This window comes from Cellulosimicrobium cellulans (assembly GCF_042723955.1).
In the GTDB taxonomy this organism is placed as follows: Bacteria; Actinomycetota; Actinomycetes; order Actinomycetales; family Cellulomonadaceae; genus Cellulosimicrobium; species Cellulosimicrobium cellulans_H.
Genome location: NZ_JBHXIC010000052.1, coordinates 1 through 19,362 on the forward strand (window position 1 = coordinate 1; position 19,362 = coordinate 19,362).

The window sequence follows — 19,362 nt, forward strand, 5'->3', positions numbered from 1 at the left end:
CGCGCGCGCGCGCCCCCCCCGCCCCCCCCGGGGCGGGGGCGCCCCCCGCGCGCCGCGGTGGCCGCCCGCCCCCACGACGCGGGCAGCGTGCTCGCCGAGCGCCGACGGATGCTGCGCGCGCAGCGCGACCAGCTGTGCGGGCTCCTGGGCGCAGCGCTCCCCGACTGGCGCGTGCACGTTCCGGAGGGCGGGCTGTCCCTCTGGGTCGACGTCGGCGCGCCCGTCGCCCAGGCGTTCGCCGCCGCCGCGGCCGCGGAGGGCGTCCTGGTCAACGCCGGCCCGACGTTCACGCCCGACGGCAGCGCCGCGGACCGGCTGCGCCTCACGTTCTCGCGCCCGCCCGAGGAGCTGGAGCGGGCGGTGCCCCGGCTCGCCGCGGCGTGGGCGCGCGTGGCGGGCTGACGTCGCCCTGTCCGTCCGCGGCGACGACCGCGGTCAGCGGGCGCGAAGCTCCACGGGCGCGGTCGCCTGCGCGCCGTCGTGCAGGAGCCGCGCGAACGCGGCGCCCTCGGCCGCGAGGGTGCGCCAGGTCTCGCCGAGCCACTGCTCCGCGTCGTACTGCGTCGTGAAGACGGGGCTCACGGGCGAGGCGAGGACGCTGCCCTCGGCGTCGTCGAGCTCCCAGACCCACTGCGGCCGGATCATCGTGCCTCCCTCGCCTCGGCGCCGCGCACGTGCTCGCCCGGCTCCGGGTGGCGCGCGAGCGACCGGTTGATGCGCGCCGCCCAGAGCGGGCCCTGGTAGAGGAACCCGGTGTACCCCTGGACGAGGTCGGCGCCCGCGTGCAGGTAGTCGCGGGCGTCGTGCGCGGTCGTGATGCCCCCGACGCCGATGATCGCGCGCCGCGCGCCGAGGCGCTCGCGCAGGCGCGCGACGACCGCGAGGCCGCGTGCGCGCACGGGCGGGCCGGACAGCCCGCCGGGACCGCGGTCGTGCCCGATCGTCGTGTTCACGGCGACGACGCCGTCGAGGTCGAGCTCGTCGACGAGGTCGGCTACCGCGTCCACGTCCTCGTCCGCGAGGTCGGGGGCGATCTTGACGAGCAGCGGCACCCGGGCGACGCCCGCGTCCGCGGTCGCGGCATCGGCGGCCTCGCGCACCGCCACGAGGATCGGGCGCAGCGACTCGACCTCCTGGAGGTCGCGCAGGCCCGGGGTGTTGGGCGAGGACACGTTGACGACGAGGTAGTCGGCGTACGGCGCGAGGAGGCCCGCGCTCGTCGCGTAGTCCGCCGCGGCCCCCTCCGCGGGCGTGACCTTCGTCTTGCCGATGTTGGCGCCCACGAGCACGGCGCGCCCCGACCTCGTCGAGCGCAGCGCCTCGAGCCGGCGGGCGGCCGCGGCCGCGCCCTCGTTGTTGAAGCCCATGCGGTTGCGCACGCCCATCACGTCGAGCTCGCGCCACAGGCGCGGCTTCTCGTTGCCCGGCTGCGCGTGCGCGGTGACCGTACCGATCTCGACGAACGCGAACCCGAGCATCGTGAGCCCGCGCACGGCGCGCGCGTCCTTGTCGAACCCGCCCGCGAGGCCGAAGGGCGCGGGGAAGACCTTGCCCAGGACCTCGACGCTGCCCCGGCCCCCCGCCGCGCGGCCCAGGTAGGGCGCGAGCGCCCCCTGCACGACGTCGCGCAGCACCGGCACGCGGCCGACGGCGCCGATGAGGTCGAACGCGACGTGGTGCGCGCGCTCCGGGTCCATGCGCCGGAAGACGGTGTCGAAGAGCAGTCCGTAGAGGCGCGGGCGGCGGCGGGTCATGCGGCGTCCTCCGGGGCGTCGGTGTGGGTGCGGGTGCTGGTGGTGCCCGAAGTGGCGCTCGGTGAGGCGACGGTCGTCGGCGCCGTGCCCGGGCGGGTGTGCCAGAGCCACCACAGGCCGACGAACGGCAGGACGAGCGGCACGTAGCCGTAGCCCTGCCCAAAGCCGGACCAGACGGTCGCGCGGGGGAAGGCCTCGGGGTCGGCGAGCGAGAAGGCGCCGACGGCGAGCACGCCGACGAGCTCCACTCCCACCGCGACCCACGCGACGCGGCGCGCGACGGTTCCGCCTCGCGCGAGCGCGATCGTCGCGACGACGTACACCGCCGCCGCGAGCGCCGAGAGCGCGTAGGCGAGGGGTGCCTCGTGCCAGTCGCGCAGGAGCTGCACGGCTGCGCGGGCCGACGCCGCGAGCGCGAAGATCCCGTACACGGCGACGAGGACCCGGCCGAAGCCGGTGTTCGTGCGACGAGTGCGCGTCCCGTCCGGGGCGGCAGGTGCGCTCATGGCGAGGACCTCCAGGTCAGGCGTTCCAGATCTGCCACAGGCGCCACTCGAGGAACGCGACGGTGAGCGCCGCGACCGCGAGCACGACCGAGCTCCAGCGCGAGCGCTCCGCGAAGGCCCACAGCGCGGCGACGGGCAGGATGAAGAGGGTGGTCACGAGGTAGCCCCACAGCAGCACGGGGTCGCTCGGCGCGGTCCCGGTGGCGCCGAGCACGCCCACCACCACCGCCTGCACGAGGATCAGACCCTCGATCACCGCCGCCCCCCAGAGCTGGCGGAGGATCACCGCGCGGTCGCGCGCGACGAACACGAGCGCCCAGCCGGCGAGCGCGACGCACGCCGCGACCACGAGCAGCAGGAGGGGAAGGACCACGCGGCCGAGCGTACCGGGGGCGGCCCGTGGCCACGGAATCGGTCCACAGGTCCCGCGGGCCTCGCGGGGGCAGGAGAGGCGCGCCCGGAGATAGCATCGCGGGGTGGCTGAACTGACCGTCTCCAGCAAGAATCCCGCCGGTGCCAAGGTCGACGCACTCGTCGTCGGCACCCACACGACGTCCGACGGCGTCGCGATCGTCGGGGGCGACCTGCCCCGACCGGTGGTCGCCGCCCTCGAGCACCTCGCACCCGCGCTCGGCATCACGGGCGCCGCCGACGAGGTCCGCAAGGTGCCCGCCGGGCCCGAGCTCAAGGCCGACGTGCTCGTCCTCGTGGGCCTCGGCGCGCGGCGCGCCGACGGTACCTTCAGCGCCGAGGCGCTGCGTCGCGCCGCCGGTGCCGCGCTGCGCGCGCTCGCCGGCACGGCGTCGGTCGCCGTGGCGCTGCCCGTCGAGGACGAGGCCGAGCTCGGCGCCGTCGCGGAGGGCGCGCTGCTCGGCGCCTACGCGTTCGCGCGCTACCGCACGGGCGAGGCGGCGGCCTCGGCCGCGAGCCGCCCGCCGGCGACCGTCGAGATCCTCGCCGGGAGCGCGCGCAGCTCCGCGGCCAAGGCGGCCGTCGAGCGGGCCAAGGTCGTCGCGGCCGCGGTCAACGCGACGCGCGACCTCGTCAACGCCGCACCCAACGACCTCTTCCCGGCCGCGTTCGCCGACGTCGCGAAGCAGGCCGTCAAGGACTCCGGCGCCAAGGGCCTCAAGGTCACGGTGCTCGACGACAAGGCGCTCGCCGCGGGCGGCTACGGCGGTCTGGTCGGCGTGGGCCAGGGCTCGGCGCGCGGACCGCGCCTCGTCAAGGTCGCCTATGCCCCGCCGCGCCCGGCCGCGAAGGTCGCGCTCGTCGGCAAGGGCATCACGTTCGACTCGGGCGGCATCTCGATCAAGCCCGCCAAGGGCATGGAGGCGATGAAGTCCGACATGGCCGGCGCCGCCGCGGTGCTCCAGACGGTCGTCGCCGCGGCGCGCCTCGGGCTGCCCGTGGCCGTGACGGGCTGGCTGTGCCTCGCGGAGAACATGCCGTCCGGCACCGCGCAGCGCCCGTCGGACGTCATCACGATCCGCGGCGGCAAGACCGTCGAGGTGCTCAACACCGACGCCGAGGGCCGCCTGGTCATGGCCGACGGCCTCGTCGCGGCGGTCGAGGAGAAGCCGGACGTCGTGCTCGACGTCGCGACGCTCACCGGCGCGCAGATGGTCGCGCTCGGCAACCGCGTCTCCGCCGTCATGGGAGCCGACGCCGTGCGCGCCGAGGTCGTCGCGGCGGCGGACGCCGCGGGCGAGCAGTTCTGGCCGATGCCGCTCCCCGAGGAGCTCGGCGCGTCGCTCAAGTCGAAGGTCGCGGACCTCGCGAACATCGGCGACCGGTTCGGCGGCATGCTCGTCGCGGGCCTGTTCCTCCAGGAGTTCGTCGGCGAGACGCCGTGGGCCCACCTCGACATCGCCGGCCCGGCGTTCAACGAGGGCTCCGCGCACGGGTACACGCCGGTCGGCGGCACGGGCGTCGCCGTCCGCACGCTGCTCGGTCTGGTCGAGGGCCGCGCACAGCGCTGACCCGGCCTCGCCGAGCAGGTGGTCCTGGTCCGTCCGGTCGCCCGGACGGGCCGGGACCACCTGCTCGACCCGGCGGATCGCCTGGTCGGGCGGTCAGGAGCTCCGGCGGCGCTGGCGCGAGTTCCAGTCCCGCATGCGCTGCGGGTACCCGGTGAAGCGGACGTTGTAGACAGGGACGCCCAGCGAGCCGGCGACGTCGAACGCCGTCTTCTCGTCAGGGACGCGGCGCCGCGTCCACTCCCCCGTCGTCGCGATGAGCAGGAGCGTGGCCCCGGTGTCCTGCGTGGGCGGCTCGACGTACGCCTCGACCCCGACGCGCGTGCGCACGAAGTCCTGGAGGTGGGCGAGCGTCGCGCGGCGGGCGTCCGAGGGCGCGGCGGAGCCGCCGGTCGCGGACGGGGTCGTCGCGGGGCGGCGCGAGAACAGGCTGGACAGCTTGGGCAGCCGGGGCACAGCGGCAGGGTACAGCGTGACCCTGGTCATACGGTGGGCGGCGCTGTCTCCAGCGTCACAGCCGCGAGGCCCTGGTTTCGATTGGGGAGCCCGTGCCCGAGGTGCCAAGATGGCTCCCGGAGAACGTTCACGCACCGTGGGCCAGCGGTTCCCGTCCGGCCCGTCGACGTGCCGTGCGCGTCCGCCCTCGCTCTCCCCTCGCTGAAGGAGTCGCACGTGGCCGAACCCGGCACACCATTCGACGTCGTCGTCCTGGGCGGAGGCAGCGCCGGCTACGCCACCGCGCTGCGCGCCGCCCAGCTCGGCCTCTCCGTCGCGCTCGTCGAGTCGGGCAAGCTCGGGGGTACGTGCCTGCACAACGGGTGCATCCCCACCAAGGCCCTGCTCCACGCGGCGGAGCTTGCCGACGGCGCCCGCGAGGGCGCGAAGTTCGGCGTCCGCAGCACGTTCGACGGCATCGACATGGCGGGCGTCAACAGCTACAAGGACGGCGTCGTCGCCGGTCTCTACAAGGGCCTCCAGGGGCTCGTCTCCTCGCGCGGCATCACGTTCGTCGAGGGGCACGGCCGGCTCGTGTCGCAGGACACCGTCGAGGTCGACGGCACCCGCTACACCGGCCGCCACGTCGTGCTCGCGACCGGCTCGTACTCGCGCTCGCTCCCGGGCCTCGAGATCGCCGGCCGCGTCATCACGTCCGACCAGGCGCTGGGGCTCGACCGCGTGCCCACCTCGGTCGTCGTGCTCGGCGGCGGCGTCATCGGCGTCGAGTTCGCGAGCGTGTGGAAGTCGTTCGGCGCCGACGTCCAGATCGTCGAGGCGCTGCCCCACCTCGTGCCCAACGAGGACGAGGCGCTCTCCAAGTCGCTCGAGCGCGCCTTCCGCAAGCGCGGCATCAAGTTCTCTCTCGGTGACCGGTTCGCGGGCGTCAAGGAGACCGACTCGGGGGTCACCGTCACGCTCGAGTCCGGCAAGACCTTCGAGGCCGAGCTGCTGCTGGTCGCCGTGGGGCGCGGACCGCGCACCGCGGACCTCGGGTTCGAGGCCCAGGGCATCACGCTCGACCGCGGGTTCGTGATCGTCGACGAGCGTCTGCACACGGGCGTCGGGAACATCTGGGCCGCTGGCGACATCGTGCCCGGCCTCCAGCTCGCGCACCGCGGGTTCGCGCAGGGCATCTTCCTCGCGGAGCAGATCGCCGGGCTCGACCCGACGCCGATCGTCGAGTCGTCCATCCCGCGCGTGACCTACTGCGAGCCGGAGATCGCGTCCGTCGGCGTCACCGAGGCCGACGCGATCGAGACGTGGGGCGCCGACCAGGTCGAGTCCCTCGAGTACAACCTCGCCGGCAACGGCAAGAGCAAGATCCTCGCGACCAGCGGCTTCGTCAAGCTCGTGCGCCGCAAGGACGGGCCCGTCGTCGGCGTGCACATGATCGGCGCGCGCGTCGGCGAGCTCGTGGGCGAGGGGCAGCTCATCGTGGGCTGGGAGGCGTACCCCGAGGACGTCGCCGCCCTGGTCCACGCCCACCCCACCCAGAACGAGGCACTCGGAGAGGCGCACCTGGCTCTGGCCGGCAAGCCTCTGCACGCCCACAACTGACCCCAACGATCGAAGGAGACCAGGCAGGTCATGTCTGAGAACGTGCAGATGCCGGCCCTCGGCGAGTCCGTCACCGAAGGCACCGTGACCCGGTGGCTCAAGTCGGTCGGCGACACCGTCGAGGTCGACGAGCCGCTGCTCGAGGTCTCGACCGACAAGGTCGACACCGAGGTCCCCTCCCCCGTGGCGGGCACCGTCCAGCAGATCCTCGTCCAGGAGGACGAGACGGTCGAGGTCGGCACCGTGCTCGCGATCGTCGGTTCGGGCGCTGCCCCGGCTGCGGCCCCCGCGGCCCCGGCCGAGCAGCCCGCCCAGGAGGCCCCGCAGCAGGAGTCCGCTCCCGCCGAGGCGCCGACCGAGGCGCGCACCCCCGCGAGCGAGGCGGACGTCCCGGCCCAGGCCGCGCAGGAGGAGACGCCTGCCCCGGCGACGAGCGCCCCCGCTCCGGCCGCCGAGAAGCCGGCCGCGCCGTCGGCACCGGGTGCGACCCCGGCCCCGGCTGCCAAGGCCGGTGGCACCTACCTCACGCCGCTCGTGCGCAAGCTCGCCGCGGACAAGGGCGTCGACCTGTCGACCCTCTCGGGGACCGGCGTCGGTGGCCGCATCCGCAAGGAGGACGTCCTCGAGGCCGCCCGCAAGGCCGAGGAGGCCAAGGCCGCCCCGGCCGCCGCTCCCGCGGCACCCGCAGCCGGTGGCGCACCGAAGAAGGCCTCCGTCCCGGCGGTCTCGCCGCTGCGCGGCACGACCGAGAAGACGAGCCGCCTGCGCAAGCTCGTGGCGAGCCGCATGGTCGAGGCGCTGACGACCCAGGCCCAGCTCACGACGGCCGTCGAGGTCGACGTGACGCGCGTCGCCGCGCTGCGCAACCGTGCGAAGGCCGACTTCAAGGCGCGCGAGGGTGCCAACCTCACGTTCCTGCCGTTCTTCACGCTCGCCGCGGTCGAGGCGCTCAAGGCCTACCCGAAGATCAACGCGACCTTCGCCGAGGACGAGATCACCTACCACGGCCAGGAGAACGTCGGCATCGCGGTCGACACCGAGCGCGGCCTCGTCGTCCCGGTGATCAAGGACGCCGGCGACCTCAACCTCGCTGGCATCGCGCGCAAGATCTCCGACCTCGGCTCGCGCACGCGCGCCAACAAGGTCGGGCCGGACGAGCTCGCGGGCGGGACGTTCACGATCACCAACACCGGCTCGGGCGGCGCCGTCTTCGACACGCCGATCGTCCCGGTCGGCCAGGTGGCGATCCTCGGCACGGGGACCATCACCAAGCGCGCCGTCGTCGTCACGGACGCGGACGGGAACGACACGATCGGCATCCGCTCGACGTGCTTCATCTTCCTGTCCTACGACCACCGCCTGGTCGACGGTGCGGACGCCGCGCGCTTCCTCACCACGATCAAGAACCGCATCGAGGAGGGCGCGTTCGAGGCCGAGGTCGGTCTCTGACGCTCCGCCCCCCCTGACGCACCGCCGCGAGGCCCCGACCACCACGGTCGGGGCCTCGTGGCGTTCCCGCGACCGGTCCGCGCGTCGAGCGGCGGAGAAGTTCCCGGTCACGGGTGCGCGGTACCGTCCCGGACCCGTAGCGTGACCCCATGGACATCGTCGTGGCGGGCTCGCACGGATTCATCGGTGCCGAGCTGCTGGAACGGCTGCGCGAGGACGGCCACCACGTGCGCCGGCTCGTCCGTCGCGCCCCGCAGACCTCCGACGAGCACGAGTGGGACCCCGACGCGGGCGTCCTGGACCCCGGCGTCCTCGAGGGCGCCGACGCCGTCGTGAACCTCGCGGGCGCGGGGATCGGCGACCACCGCTGGACGACGGAGTACAAGCGCACCCTGGTCACGTCCCGGACCCGGACCACCGGCCTCCTGGCCCGGACCATGGCTGGTCTCGACGTGCCGCCGCCCGTCTGGGTCCAGGGCTCCGCCATCGGCTACTACGGCGACCGGGGCGCGCAGGTGCTCACCGAGACGTCGGCGTCGGGCGACGGGTTCCTCGCCCGGCTGGTGCGCGAGTGGGAGGCCGCGACGGCCCCGGCCGAGCAGGCGGGCGTCCGCGTCGTGCACGCCCGGACGGGCATCGTGCTCTCCTCCGAGGGCGGCGCGCTCGGCAGGCTCCTGCCGTTGCTACGGCTCGGCGTCGGCGGGCGCCTCGGCCCCGGCACCCAGTACTGGAGCTGGATCACGCTGCGCGACGAGGTCGACGCGCTGCGGCACCTGCTCACCGCCCCCGTGCACGGCCCGGTCAACCTGTGCTCCCCCCACCCGGCCACGAACGCGGAGGTCACCCGCGCGCTCGCGCGAGAGCTCCACCGCCCCGCCGTGGTGGCCGTCCCGTCCGTCGCACTGCGCGTCGTGCTGGGCGAGCTGGCCTCGGACATCCTCGGCTCCCAGCGCGCCCTCCCGACCGTGCTCGAGGCGAGCGGGTTCACCTACTCCGACCCCCTCCTCGACGACGCCGCCCGGCGGGTCGCGGAGCGCCGCTGACGCCTTCCCCGACGGCCGTTCCGGACCGAGTCGTGCCGAGCCGGGTCCGCGACGGGACGCTTCACCGCACCTCGGCGACGCGCCACCCGTCGTCGGTCCAGCGGAGGACGAGCACGACGGTGGTCCGCGGGGTCGCGGGCACGTGCAGCTCGCCGTCGTCCGTGCGCTGCCGGTGCGCGCTGACGGCGTAGTCGACCTCGACGACGGCGTCGGCGGGCTCCGTGCCCGTCCCCGCCGGCGCGGGTGTCCAGTCCTCGCCGAGCCGGGCGTCGAAGACCTCCGCCCGCGCGTCGAGCACGTCCACCCCGTCGAGCGCCTCGAGCACCGCGGCGTCGCGGGACTCCGCCGACGATCCCGCGACCACGACGGACGACAGGTCGCCCGTGCCCTCGGTGAGCAGCGCGAGGCGGAGCGCGGTGAGCGCACGAGCGGCGCCGGCCGGGTCGCCGGGGTCGAGCACCGCGGCGGGGTCGAGCACCGCGTCGGGGTCGAGCACCGCGTCGGCGTCGACGTCCGCGTCCGGCTCGACCGCGGCGGTCGCCGCGCTCGGCGCCGGCTCGTCGGCGTCGGGCGTCGTCGTGCCGGAGGGGCCGAGTACGACCAGCAGCACCACGAGCACCGCGCACCCGACGAGGATCCCCCCGCTCGTGGCGACCGCGCGGACGGTCCGCCGCCGTCGCGTCCGAGCACCCCGGCTGCCGGTCCTGGTCCCGCCACGCGCGGTGTCACCGCTGGTCGTCGACCCCCCGACGTCGGATCGCACGGCCCGCCGAACGCCGAACGCACCCGCGACGAGACGCGCGGCGTCGGGCATCACGATCGGGCCTGGCTCCACGGCGTCGTAGCAGCGCGCGGCGAAGGTCCCCGCGGCCGGGCGGGCGGAGGGTTCGTCGCGCAGCGCGACCGCGAGCTCGGCGTGCAGCGCCGCAAGGTCACGCGCCTCCTCCGGGTCGGCGGTCACCGGGTAGGACGGGTGGCTCGACGCCGGAGGCGGCACGAGGTCGAGCACGAGCCGCGCCAGGTCGCGGACGTCGTCGGCGGGCGCACCGCTCGAGGGCGTCGAGGGCGGGCGCAGCACCGCACGGCCGCTCGACGCGACCACGACGCACGCAGCGTCCAGGCTCCCGTGGGCGCGACCGTCGCGATGGAGCGCGGCCAGGCCCTGGGCGACCGGGACGAGCACCGTGACCGCCTCCGCGGCCCGGAACGGTTCCCGCGCCGCGGAGAGCTCGTCGAGCCGCAGGCCCTCCACGTGGTCGGTGAGGACCACCAGCGACGACTCCCCGGCCTCCACGACGCCACGGACCGCCACGAGGTGCTCGTGAGGCTCGGAGAGGGCGTGCAGGTACTCCACCAGCGCGGCACGAAGCCCCGGTCCCTCCGGGACGTCCAGCCGCGCGACCTCGCACACGGACCCGGTGTCGTCGTACGCCACCACACCGCCGGCCGCTCCGGGCTCCCGCCGGACCGACCACCCTGCCGCACCCAGCACCGGCACCAGGTCCACGACGGTCTCCACGGGCGGTCGCGCACGGCGCGACGTCGACGACGGCATGACTCATCTCAGCGCACGGAGGACCCCGGCGTGCCGTTGTCCACAGGCCGGATCGCGGTACGACCGACCTCGTGCGCGCCCGCTCCAGGCTCGAGCCTGGCCCTGAGGGCGGTCAGACGTCGAGGAGCCGGCCCTCGCGCGCGCTGCGGCGGGCGGCGTCGAGGACCTCGGCGGTGCGGACGGCGTCGTGCGGGTCGACGGGGACGGCGCCGCCGTCGAGGATCCAGGCCGCGACGGCGCGGTAGAAGTCGGCGTGACCGCCCGTGGCCTGCGGGACGGGCTCGCGCTCGCGACCACGCGTGACCCAGCCGAGCGTGCCCTCGGGCGCGGCGTCGTCGAACACCTCGAACGGCGAGGCGTCGTTCTCGAACGTCGTGACGACGTACGCGCCGGCGGTGCCGAGCACGCGCGTGCGCGGCCCCGGGGCGCCGACGACGGAGCCGGCCCAGAGGCGGCTCACGACCGCGTCCCCGTCGGCGTCGGGCTCGTGGTGGAGCACGAGGAACACGTCGTCCTCGGTCGGGGTGGTGTGCGAGCGCAGCTCGGCCCACACGCCGGTGACGCGCCCGAAGAGCTGGGTCGCGGAGTCGACGAGGTGCGGCCCGAGGTCGAGGAGCAGGCCGCCTCCGACGAGGTCGTTCTCCTTCCAGCGCTGCTGCGGCACGGGGCGCCACCGCTCCCACCGGCGCTCGAACGTGTGGACGCGCCCGATCTCGCCGCGGTCGAGCACGGAGCGCAGGGTGAGCTGCTCGGGGTCCCAGCGGCGGTTCTGGAAGACGGTGAGGGGCGTGCCCGCCTCCTCGGCCGCGTCCACGACGGCACGGGACGCCGCGGCGCCGAGCGCGAGCGGCTTGTCGACGACGACCGGCACGCCGGCCCGGGCGAGCGCGGTGGCGTGGTCGGCGTGCAGGGCCGAGGGGCTGGCGACCACGACGACGTCGTAGGCCGCGCGATCGGCGAGGAGCGCGTCGAGGTCGTCGTGCAGGTGGACGTCCGGCCAGTCCTCGACGGCGGCGGCGCGGCGCTCGGGCGACCGGACCACGACCGCCGTGACGACGTGGCCGGCCTCGCGGACGAGGCGCGCGTGGATGCCGCGGCCCGCTCCTCCGTACCCGACGATCCCGACCCTGAGCGTACGTGCGGCGGTGTCCATGGCGACCAATCTAGCCGCGGCCGAGGCGCGGGCCGGAGGGTTCCTGCGGAGTGGTCCTCGCACCGTCGCAGACCTGGCAGAATGTGCGCGTTGGTCCGGTATGGAGCGCTGCGTACCGTCTCGCGCGGGTCGGGCCGAGAATCGGTTTCGGGAAGGTCGTCCCTTGAGCACCACGAGCCGCCGCGTCCCTCGTCGGAGCGTCTTGCGCTACGTCCTCATCGCCCTCGCGGTCGCCATCGTCGTCGCGAACGTGATCAACCAGCAGTCGGTCGCCGCCGACGACGACGAGCCCGCCCCCGCAGCGGGGAGCGCGCTCGAGGCGCTGGCCCGGCTCGAGGTCAAGGGCCCCGGTCCGGACACGGGCTACGAGCGCGAGCTCTTCGGTCCCGCGTGGGCGGACGTCGACGGCAACGGGTGCGACACCCGCAACGACATCCTGGCGCGCGACCTCACCGACCTCACCTTCTCGACCCGGGGCGAGGTCTGCGAGGTGCGGACGGGCACGTTCCAGGACCCGTACACGGGCGAGACCATCGACTTCCGCCGCGGCAACGCGACCAGCATGGCCGTCCAGATCGACCACGTGGTCCCGCTGCTCGACGCGTGGCGCAAGGGCGCCCGGGCCTGGGACGACGAGACGCGTCGTCAGTTCGCCAACGACCCGCTCAACCTGCTCGCGTCCGACGGCCCGGCGAACCAGTCCAAGGGCGCGCGCGACGCGTCCGCGTGGCTGCCCCCGAACCACGCGTTCCGCTGCCCGTACGTCGCGCGGCAGATCGCGGTGAAGGCCGCCTACGAGCTCTCCGTGACGCCGTCCGAGTCGGAGGCGATGGCGCGCGTGCTGGAGGACTGCCCGGCCGAGCCCGTCCCCGCGGGCTGACCCTTCTCCCCCGGCCCTCGGTCGGCGCGCCCGAGCGCGCTCGGCCACCAGGACCGACGGCCGACGTCGTGCACGAGGGCGGGCACCAGCAGCGACCGCACGACGAGCGTGTCGACGAGGACGCCGAACGCGACGATGAACGCGAGCTGGGCGAGGAACAGCAGCGGGATGATCCCGAGCGCGGCGAACGTCGTCGCGAGCACCACGCCCGCGGACGTGATGACCGACCCGGTGACCGCGAGACCGCGCAGCACGCCGCGCCGCGTCCCGACCCGCAGGCTCTCCTCCCGCACGCGCGTCATGAGGAAGATCGAGTAGTCGACCCCGAGCGCGACGAGGAAGCAGAACGCGTAGAGCGGGACGGCCGGGTCGGCGCCCGGGAAGTCGAGCACGTGGTTGAAGACGATGGCGGCGACGCCGAGCGCGGCGCCGAACGACAGCACGTTGGCGAGCATGAGCAGGACCGGCGCGACGATCGACCGCAGCAGCAGGACGAGGATGAGCAGGATCACGGCGAGGACGACCGGCACGATGATCCGCAGGTCGCGCTGGCCCGCGAGCTGGGTGTCGAGGCGCTCGGCGGCCGCGCCGCCGACGACGGCCTCGGGCGAGACGTCGTGCACCGCGTCGCGGAGCGCCGAGACCGTCTCCACGGCCTCCTGGCTGTCGGACGGAGCGTCCGTGGTGACGTCGACGCGCACCTGCCCGTCGACGACGAGCGGGTCGCCCTGGGCGGGCGCGCCGGGCGCGACGGCGGGCTGGTCCGTGACGGGGGTCGCCGCCGCGACGCCCTCCGTGCCCTCGGCGGCCGCGACGACGGCATCGAGGTCCGCCTCCGGGGCGACGACGGTCGCGGGCTGAGCGGAGACGCCCTCGAAGTGCTCGGTGAGCGCCTCCTCGCCGGCCACGGAGTCGACGTCCGCGAGGAACACCTCCGAGTCGCCGGTGCCCTCGGCGGCGAGCGTCGGGACGAACGCCGCGCACGCGGCGAGCACGAGCGCTGTGACGACCCACACGCGCCGGTCGTGCCGACCGACGAAGCTCGCGACGCGGGACCACACGCCGTGCCCCTCGACGCTCACCGCGTCGTCGCTCTCGGACACGGGCTGCGCGTCCGCCGCGCCGCCCTCGTGCTCCACGTGCGCACCCTCGTACCGGGGCATGCGCGGCCAGAACAGCGCGCGCGACCGCTGGCCCGCGACGAGCAGGAGGGCCGGCAGGAGCGTGAGCGCGGCGACGAACGCCGCGGCGATGCCGATCGCGGCGACGGGACCCAGGCTGCGGTTCGACGACAGGTCGGACAGCAGGAGGCACAGCAGGCCGGCGATCACCGTCCCGGCGCTCGCCGCGATCGGCTCGACCGAGGCACGCACGGCCCGGCGCAGCGCCGTCGTGGTCGAGTGGACGAGGCGCAGCTCCTCCCGGTATCGCGCGACGACGAGCAACGAGTAGTCGACGGCGGCGCCGACGACGAGGATCGAGAGGATGCCCTGCGACTGACCGTTGAGCGTGAGGATGTCGGCCGCCGCGAGGTGGTAGACGACGAGGCCCGCCAGCGTCAGCGCGAGCACGGCCGTGAGGATGACGAGGAACGGCAGGATCGGCGACCGGTAGACGATCGCGAGGATGACGAGCACGGCGCCGAGCGCGACGAGCAGGAGGACGGTGTCGATCCCGCCGAACGCGGTGACGAGGTCGGCGACGAACCCGGCCGGCCCGGTGACCCAGACGTCGAGCGAAGTGGCCGCGAGCCCGCCCTCGGACGCCTCGGCGGCGGCGAGGTCGCGCAGCGCGCCGACCGCGAGCTCGCTCACGCTGTCCTCGTCGGCGCCGATCCGGTCGGACGCCACGGAGGCGTCGAGCGAGACGACGACGAGCGCCGCCTCTCCGTCCTCGGACGGCACGACGACGGGGTCGGCGACCGAGACGTCGCCTACGGTCGCGGGCTCGTCGCCCGAGGTGCCCTCGAGCGGTGCACTGGGCACGGCCTGCGCGTAGGCGTCGAGCGCGGCGAGGTCGTCGGGCGCCAGGGCGCTGCCGTCGCCCGTGGTCGCGACGACGAGCGCGGGGAGCGTCTCGGAGTCCGTGAACTCCTGCGCGACCTCGGCGGCGCGCGTCGACTCCGCGCTCGCGGGGAGGAACGCAGCGGCGTCGTTGGTCTGCACGCTGCTCAGGCGACCCTGCGCCTGGCCGCCCAGTGCGCCGATCGCCATCCACAGACCGATGACTGCGACAATGATCAGCCCGCGGAGGAACCCGCCCGTCCGATTGCTCAGCATGCTGAGGAATGTTGCCATGGTGGAGGGAGGAATGCACGTTGGAGCACTCACCGAGGGACCGCACCGGGCCGTTCACCGACCCGGACGTCGGCGACCCCACGCCCACCGAACCCCAGGAGTGGGCCACCGGCCGCCTCCTGTTCGCCGTCGCGCGCCGGATCGAGCGGGAGTGGAACGCCCACCTCGGGCAGTGGGACCTCAACCACGCGGGCTTCCCGGTCCTCATGCACCTGCTCGCCGGCCCGCGCTCGCAGCGCGTGCTCGCCGAGGAGTCGGGCGTGACCGAGCAGACGATGAGCCGGGTCGTGGCGAGGCTCGAGCGCTCCGGCTACGTGACGCGCACCGACGACCCCACCGACCGGCGTCGCCGCGCCGTCGCGATCACCGCCGCCGGTCGTGACGCCGGTCTCGCGGCAGCGCGACGCCGACCCGCCGAGGACCTCGCGACGCGCGGGCTCGACGACGCCCAGGTCGCGGCGCTGCGGGACGCCCTCCTCGCACTCCTCAAGACGCTCCCCCGCTCGCCCCTGGACGAGGGTTAGCCTGGGCCGATGGACCTGCTCGCGCTGCCCGGGATCACGGAGTACCACGAGGCCTGGGACCTCCAGCGCACGGTTCACGACGACGTCGTCGCAGCCACCCGGCCGGACACCCTGATCCTCGTCGAGCACCCCGACGTCTACACGGCGGGCCGACGGACCAACCGCTCGGAGCGACCCGACGACGGCACGCCCGTCGTGGACGTCGACCGCGGCGGCAAGATCACCTGGCACGGCCCGGGCCAGCAGGTCGTCTACCCGATCGTCCGGCTCGCCGAGCCCGTGGACGTCGTCGCGTACGTCCGGGCGCTCGAGGAGGCCGTCATGGCGGTCTGCACCCGCCTCGGGCTCGCGACGATGCGCGTCGAGGGCCGCAGCGGGGTCTGGGTCGCGGCCGACGCGACCCGCCGCGAGCGCAAGGTCTGCGCGATCGGCGTGCGTGTCGCCAAGGGCGTGACGATGCACGGGCTCGCCCTCAACTGCGTCCCCGACCTGTCGCGCTTCGACCGGATCGTCCCGTGCGGGATCGAGGACGCCGACGTGACGTCCCTCACCGCCGAGCTCGGACGCGAGGTCACGCTCGCCGAGGTCGCGCCGCTGCTCGTCGCCGCACTGGAGGACGCGCTCGCCCCGCTGCTCGCGTCGACCGCGTCACACGACACCCCGCAGGGCGCGCTCGCCGGTTAGGCTGGAACCTCAGGGAATCCTCGCGCGCCGGAGTACGGGTGGGTCGGCGCGCGGTACGACGTACCCCTGAGGAACCGACCGCATGACCACCACCCCGGAACGCGCGACGCCGCGCGCCCGCAGCTCTTCTCCCCACCCCGCCGCGCCACGCGACCATGCCCCTGCGCGTGCCGGCTACGCGCGTCTGCCGCAGCTCGCGGGCCGCACGTTCCTCCCCGTGGCGTTCCTCGCCCGGCTCCCGTTCTCGATGCTCACGATCGGGACCCTGCTCCTCGTGTCGTCGACGACGGGGTCCGTCGCGGTGGGCGGGCTCGCCTCGGCCGCCACCGCGCTGGGGACGGCGCTCGGCGGCCCGACCCAGGGCGCGCTCGCCGACCGCGTCGGGCAGCGCCGCGTCCTGCTCGTCGCCGTCCCGCTCGCGACGTTCGCCGTGGTGGGTCTCGTCCTCGCCGCCGCCGTGCCCGGCGGCACGGGGGCGGTCCTGGTTGCCGCGGCGGTGACCGGAGCGAGCGTCCCCCAGGTCGGCCCGCTCGCGCGCGTGCGCTGGCTCCGGCTCGCAGCCGACGAGCCGCGCACCGTGGAGGCCGCCATGAGCTACGAGAGCACCGCCGACGAGGTGAGCTTCGTCCTCGGCCCGGCGCTCGTCGGCGTCCTCGCCTCCGCGGGCTCGCCCCAGGTCGCGGTGCTCGTCGCGGCCGGTGGCGTCGCCGTCTTCGGCACCGCGTTCGCGCTCCACCCGACCGCGCGCGCGGTCGCCCCGCTCGCCGAGCCCTCGGCCGCGCCCGCGCCCGACGACGGCACGACCTTGCCCGGTGCGGCATCGCCCGCGGCACGGGCAACGCACGCGGTCGGGATCGCGGCACTCGTGCGGCGCGAGGCCGTCGTCCTCGTCGGGATGCTCGCGATGGGGCTCCTGTTCGGCGGCACGCAGGCCGCGCTCACCGCGCTCACGCGCGACGCCGGCGTCCCCGGCAGCGCGGGTCTCGTCTACGCCGTGATGGGCGTGGGCTCGGCGGCCACCGCGCTGTCGGTCGTCGCGCTCCCCCGCCGCTGGGGTTTGCGCAGCCGGTGGATCAGCTTCGCCGCCGGGCTCGTGGCGGGCACGATCGCCCTCGTGGTCGCCGCCGCGAGCGGCTCGCTGACGGCCGTCGTCGTCGCGGTCGCCGTGACCGGTCTGTTCGTCGGTCCGGTCATGGTCACGGTGTTCACCGTCGCGGGCGAGCGCGCGCCCGCCGGCCGGACGGCGTCGGCCATGACCCTCGTGGCCAGCGCGAACGTGGTCGGTGTCGCGATCGGCGCGTCCGGGGGCGGCGCGCTCGCCGACGCCGTCTCGACGACGAGCGCGTTCGCGCTGCCGGTCGTCGCGGCGGTCCTGCTCGTCGCGACCGGGGTGTCGTTGACGTCACGTCCACAGGGTGAGCGACGCGCGGGAGACGACGAGCCCGAGCGCGTAGTCTGACCGGAGTCCGGCGTCGTACCAGGGCACGCGCACCCGAACGGTGCGCCGCCCGCCTGCCTGCTCGGCGCGACGTCGGCGCTCACTCGCCACGACGACCGGGAGACACCCGTGACGATCGCACCTGAAGGACGGCGCATGCTGCGGGTCGAGGCCCGCAACGCCGCGACGCCGATCGAGAAGAAGCCCGAGTGGATCAAGACCCGCGCGACGATGGGTCCTGAGTACTCCGAGCTCAAGGGCCTCGTGAAGCGCGAGGGCCTGCACACGGTCTGCGAGGAGGCGGGCTGTCCCAACATCTTCGAGTGCTGGGAGGACCGCGAGGCGACGTTCCTCATCGGCGGCGACCAGTGCACGCGGCGCTGCGACTTCTGTCAGATCGACACGGGCAAGCCGGCCGACTTCGACGCCGACGAGCCGCGTCGCGTCGCGGAGTCCGTCCAGGCGATGGGCCTGCGCTACTCGACGATCACGGGCGTCGCGCGTGACGACCTGCCCGACGGCGGCGCGTGGCTCTACGCGGAGACCGTCCGCCAGATCCACCAGCTCAACCCCGGCACGGGCGTCGAGCTGCTCATCCCCGACTTCAACGCGATCCCCGAGCTGCTCGACGAGGTGAACGCGTCGCGCCCCGAGGTGCTGGCGCACAACCTCGAGACCGTGCCGCGCATCTTCAAGCAGATCCGGCCCGGCTTCCGGTACGAGCGCTCGCTGTCCGTGCTCACGCGGGCGCGCGAGGCCGGCCTCGTGACCAAGTCGAACATCATCCTGGGCATGGGCGAGACGATCGACGAGGCCAAGGAGGCGCTGCAGGACCTGCACGACGCCGGCTGCGACCTCGTGACGATCACGCAGTACCTGCGCCCGTCGCTGCGCCACCACCCGGTGGACCGGTGGGTCAAGCCCGAGGAGTTCGTCGAGCTGTCGGACGCCGCGGAGGAGATCGGCTTCCTCGGCGTCATGTCCGGCCCGCTCGTGCGGTCGTCGTACCGCGCGGGACGCCTGTGGGGCCAGGCCATGACGCGCCGCGGCATGGAGATCCCCCCGGCGCTCGCGCACCTCGCCGAGCCGACGACGTCCCGCCAGGAGGCCGCGAGCCTGCTGGCCCGCGCACCCCACTAGACTGACCCGCATGGCCCGCAAGAACTCGGACAGCACCGGCGCGCCTGCCGCCGGCGAGCAGGTCGCGAAGCAGAAGAAGCCCAAGAAGCAGCGCTGGTACCACCAGGTGTGGTCCGCGTACCAGATGACGCGCAAGCAGGACCCCGCGGTCACGTGGGTCATGCTCGGCGTGTTCGTCGCCATCCTCGCCGTCGCCCTCGGCATCGGTCTGTGGTGGGGCCAGTGGGTCTACACGCTGATCGTCGGCATCCCGTTCGCGGCGCTGGGCGCGATGTTCGTCCTCACGCGCCGCGCCGAGCGCGCCGCGTACCAGCAGATCGAGGGCCAGCCCGGCGCGGCACGCGCCGCGCTCGGGACGATCCGCCGCGGCTGGACGTTCGACGAGGAGCCCGTCGCGATCGACCCGCGCACGCAGGACCTCGTCTTCCGCGGCGTCGGCCGGGCCGGCGTCGTGCTGGTGAGCGAGGGGCCGGCGCATCGCGCGAAGCGTCAGCTCGACGCCGAGCGCAAGCGCGTCGCGCGCGTGCTGCCGAACGTGCCGATCACGACGATCCAGGTCGGCAACGAGGAGGGCCAGGTCGCGCTCCCCAAGCTTCCGCGCGCCGTCCAGAAGCTCAAGCCGTCGCTCACCAAGCCGGAGACGGCCGAGGTGTCCAAGCGTCTGCGCGCCCTCGGGGTCTCGCGCCTGCCGATCCCCAAGGGCATCGACCCGACGCGTGCGCGCCCGGACCGCAAGGGCCTCAAGGGTCGCTGACGGACCCTTCTCCTGCTGCACGACGACGCCCGGGCGGGGGTAGTTGGGGGCGCACCGCGCGGGGGTCGTGGTGCGGGTGACACTGGGGGGGGGCGGGGGTGGGGGGGCCCCCCCGCGCCCCGGCGGGGCGGGCCGCGGGGAGCGCGCGCCC

General features: G+C 74.9%; 18 protein-coding genes and 1 pseudogene. 11 read left to right on the plus strand and 8 right to left on the minus strand.

Annotated features, from left to right (window positions below):
• Positions 1-402: aminotransferase class I/II-fold pyridoxal phosphate-dependent enzyme (locus ACFWH7_RS14075; protein ID WP_378217134.1), on the plus strand; the 402-nt coding region annotated here is incomplete at its 5' end.
• A gap of 33 nt (positions 403-435) precedes the next feature.
• On the opposite strand, the gene ACFWH7_RS14080 is transcribed toward ACFWH7_RS14075, so the two are convergent.
• From ACFWH7_RS14080 to ACFWH7_RS14095, 4 genes are read right to left on the minus strand one after another with little or no spacing between them, the layout of a single operon-like run.
• Positions 436-645: a hypothetical protein gene (locus ACFWH7_RS14080; RefSeq protein ID WP_378217135.1), complete on the minus strand. Its 210-nt coding sequence runs from the start codon at positions 643-645 to the stop codon at positions 436-438.
• Positions 642-1,754 (minus strand): quinone-dependent dihydroorotate dehydrogenase, encoded by a 1,113-nt coding sequence (locus ACFWH7_RS14085; protein WP_378217136.1) that lies wholly within the window; start codon positions 1,752-1,754, stop codon positions 642-644. The genes ACFWH7_RS14080 and ACFWH7_RS14085 overlap by 4 nt, the downstream gene beginning before the upstream one ends.
• Positions 1,751-2,260: a hypothetical protein gene (locus ACFWH7_RS14090; RefSeq protein ID WP_378217137.1), complete on the minus strand. Its 510-nt coding sequence runs from the start codon at positions 2,258-2,260 to the stop codon at positions 1,751-1,753. The genes ACFWH7_RS14085 and ACFWH7_RS14090 overlap by 4 nt, the downstream gene beginning before the upstream one ends.
• Before the next feature lie 16 nt (positions 2,261-2,276).
• Positions 2,277-2,633, minus strand: a complete 357-nt coding sequence (locus ACFWH7_RS14095; protein ID WP_053371242.1) for a hypothetical protein — start codon at positions 2,631-2,633, stop codon at positions 2,277-2,279.
• A 103-nt stretch (positions 2,634-2,736) separates the two neighbouring features.
• Between ACFWH7_RS14095 and ACFWH7_RS14100 the strand changes: the two genes are divergently transcribed.
• On the plus strand, positions 2,737-4,242 hold the full coding sequence (locus ACFWH7_RS14100; RefSeq protein WP_378217138.1) for a leucyl aminopeptidase: 1,506 nt from the start codon (positions 2,737-2,739) through the stop codon (positions 4,240-4,242).
• Between the two features lie 93 nt (positions 4,243-4,335).
• Here ACFWH7_RS14100 and ACFWH7_RS14105 read toward each other — a convergent pair whose 3' ends face one another.
• Positions 4,336-4,686, minus strand: a complete 351-nt coding sequence (locus tag ACFWH7_RS14105) for an oxidoreductase (RefSeq protein WP_378217154.1) — start codon at positions 4,684-4,686, stop codon at positions 4,336-4,338.
• 225 nt (positions 4,687-4,911) lie between these two features.
• Here ACFWH7_RS14105 and lpdA point away from each other — a divergent pair, with 225 nt between their 5' ends.
• The 3 genes and pseudogenes from lpdA (at position 4,912) to ACFWH7_RS14120 (ending at position 8,786) form a co-directional block, all read left to right on the plus strand.
• The gene (gene lpdA / locus ACFWH7_RS14110; protein WP_378217139.1) at positions 4,912-6,294 is read left to right on the plus strand and encodes a dihydrolipoyl dehydrogenase; all 1,383 of its coding nucleotides are present in this window, start codon (positions 4,912-4,914) and stop codon (positions 6,292-6,294) included.
• 36 nt (positions 6,295-6,330) lie between these two features.
• Positions 6,331-7,743, plus strand: a pseudogene (gene sucB / locus ACFWH7_RS14115) (2-oxoglutarate dehydrogenase, E2 component, dihydrolipoamide succinyltransferase); the annotation flags it as partial.
• A gap of 149 nt (positions 7,744-7,892) precedes the next feature.
• Complete coding sequence (locus ACFWH7_RS14120) at positions 7,893-8,786, plus strand: TIGR01777 family oxidoreductase (protein ID WP_378217140.1); 894 nt, start codon at positions 7,893-7,895, stop codon at positions 8,784-8,786.
• 61 nt (positions 8,787-8,847) lie between these two features.
• Here the strand turns inward: ACFWH7_RS14120 and ACFWH7_RS14125 are convergent, their stop codons facing one another.
• Positions 8,848-10,341, minus strand: coding sequence for a protein kinase family protein (locus ACFWH7_RS14125; protein ID WP_378217141.1), 1,494 nt, complete (start codon positions 10,339-10,341; stop codon positions 8,848-8,850).
• Positions 10,342-10,453: 112 nt separating this feature from the next.
• Positions 10,454-11,494: a Gfo/Idh/MocA family protein gene (locus tag ACFWH7_RS14130; RefSeq protein ID WP_378217142.1), complete on the minus strand. Its 1,041-nt coding sequence runs from the start codon at positions 11,492-11,494 to the stop codon at positions 10,454-10,456.
• 163 nt (positions 11,495-11,657) lie between these two features.
• Here ACFWH7_RS14130 and ACFWH7_RS14135 point away from each other — a divergent pair, with 163 nt between their 5' ends.
• Positions 11,658-12,374 (plus strand): HNH endonuclease family protein, encoded by a 717-nt coding sequence (locus ACFWH7_RS14135; RefSeq protein WP_378217143.1) that lies wholly within the window; start codon positions 11,658-11,660, stop codon positions 12,372-12,374.
• On the opposite strand, the gene ACFWH7_RS14140 is transcribed toward ACFWH7_RS14135, so the two are convergent.
• The gene (locus ACFWH7_RS14140; RefSeq protein WP_378217144.1) at positions 12,287-14,653 is read right to left on the minus strand and encodes an MMPL family transporter; all 2,367 of its coding nucleotides are present in this window, start codon (positions 14,651-14,653) and stop codon (positions 12,287-12,289) included. The two genes, ACFWH7_RS14135 and ACFWH7_RS14140, sit on opposite strands and share 88 nt — an antisense overlap.
• A gap of 38 nt (positions 14,654-14,691) precedes the next feature.
• On the opposite strand from ACFWH7_RS14140, the gene ACFWH7_RS14145 reads away from it, so the two are divergent.
• The 5 genes from ACFWH7_RS14145 to ACFWH7_RS14165 all read left to right on the plus strand — a co-directional run bounded on the left by ACFWH7_RS14145 (position 14,692) and on the right by ACFWH7_RS14165 (position 19,211).
• On the plus strand, positions 14,692-15,195 hold the full coding sequence (locus ACFWH7_RS14145) for a MarR family winged helix-turn-helix transcriptional regulator (RefSeq protein WP_378217145.1): 504 nt from the start codon (positions 14,692-14,694) through the stop codon (positions 15,193-15,195).
• Positions 15,196-15,204: 9 nt separating this feature from the next.
• Positions 15,205-15,879: a lipoyl(octanoyl) transferase LipB gene (lipB, locus tag ACFWH7_RS14150; protein ID WP_378217146.1), complete on the plus strand. Its 675-nt coding sequence runs from the start codon at positions 15,205-15,207 to the stop codon at positions 15,877-15,879.
• An 82-nt stretch (positions 15,880-15,961) separates the two neighbouring features.
• Positions 15,962-17,338, plus strand: a complete 1,377-nt coding sequence (locus tag ACFWH7_RS14155; RefSeq protein WP_378217147.1) for an MFS transporter — start codon at positions 15,962-15,964, stop codon at positions 17,336-17,338.
• Between the two features lie 108 nt (positions 17,339-17,446).
• The gene (gene lipA, locus ACFWH7_RS14160; protein ID WP_047233939.1) at positions 17,447-18,457 is read left to right on the plus strand and encodes a lipoyl synthase; all 1,011 of its coding nucleotides are present in this window, start codon (positions 17,447-17,449) and stop codon (positions 18,455-18,457) included.
• 10 nt (positions 18,458-18,467) lie between these two features.
• Positions 18,468-19,211, plus strand: coding sequence for a DUF4191 domain-containing protein (locus ACFWH7_RS14165; RefSeq protein WP_378217148.1), 744 nt, complete (start codon positions 18,468-18,470; stop codon positions 19,209-19,211).
• Positions 19,212-19,362: the final 151 nt, after the last annotated feature.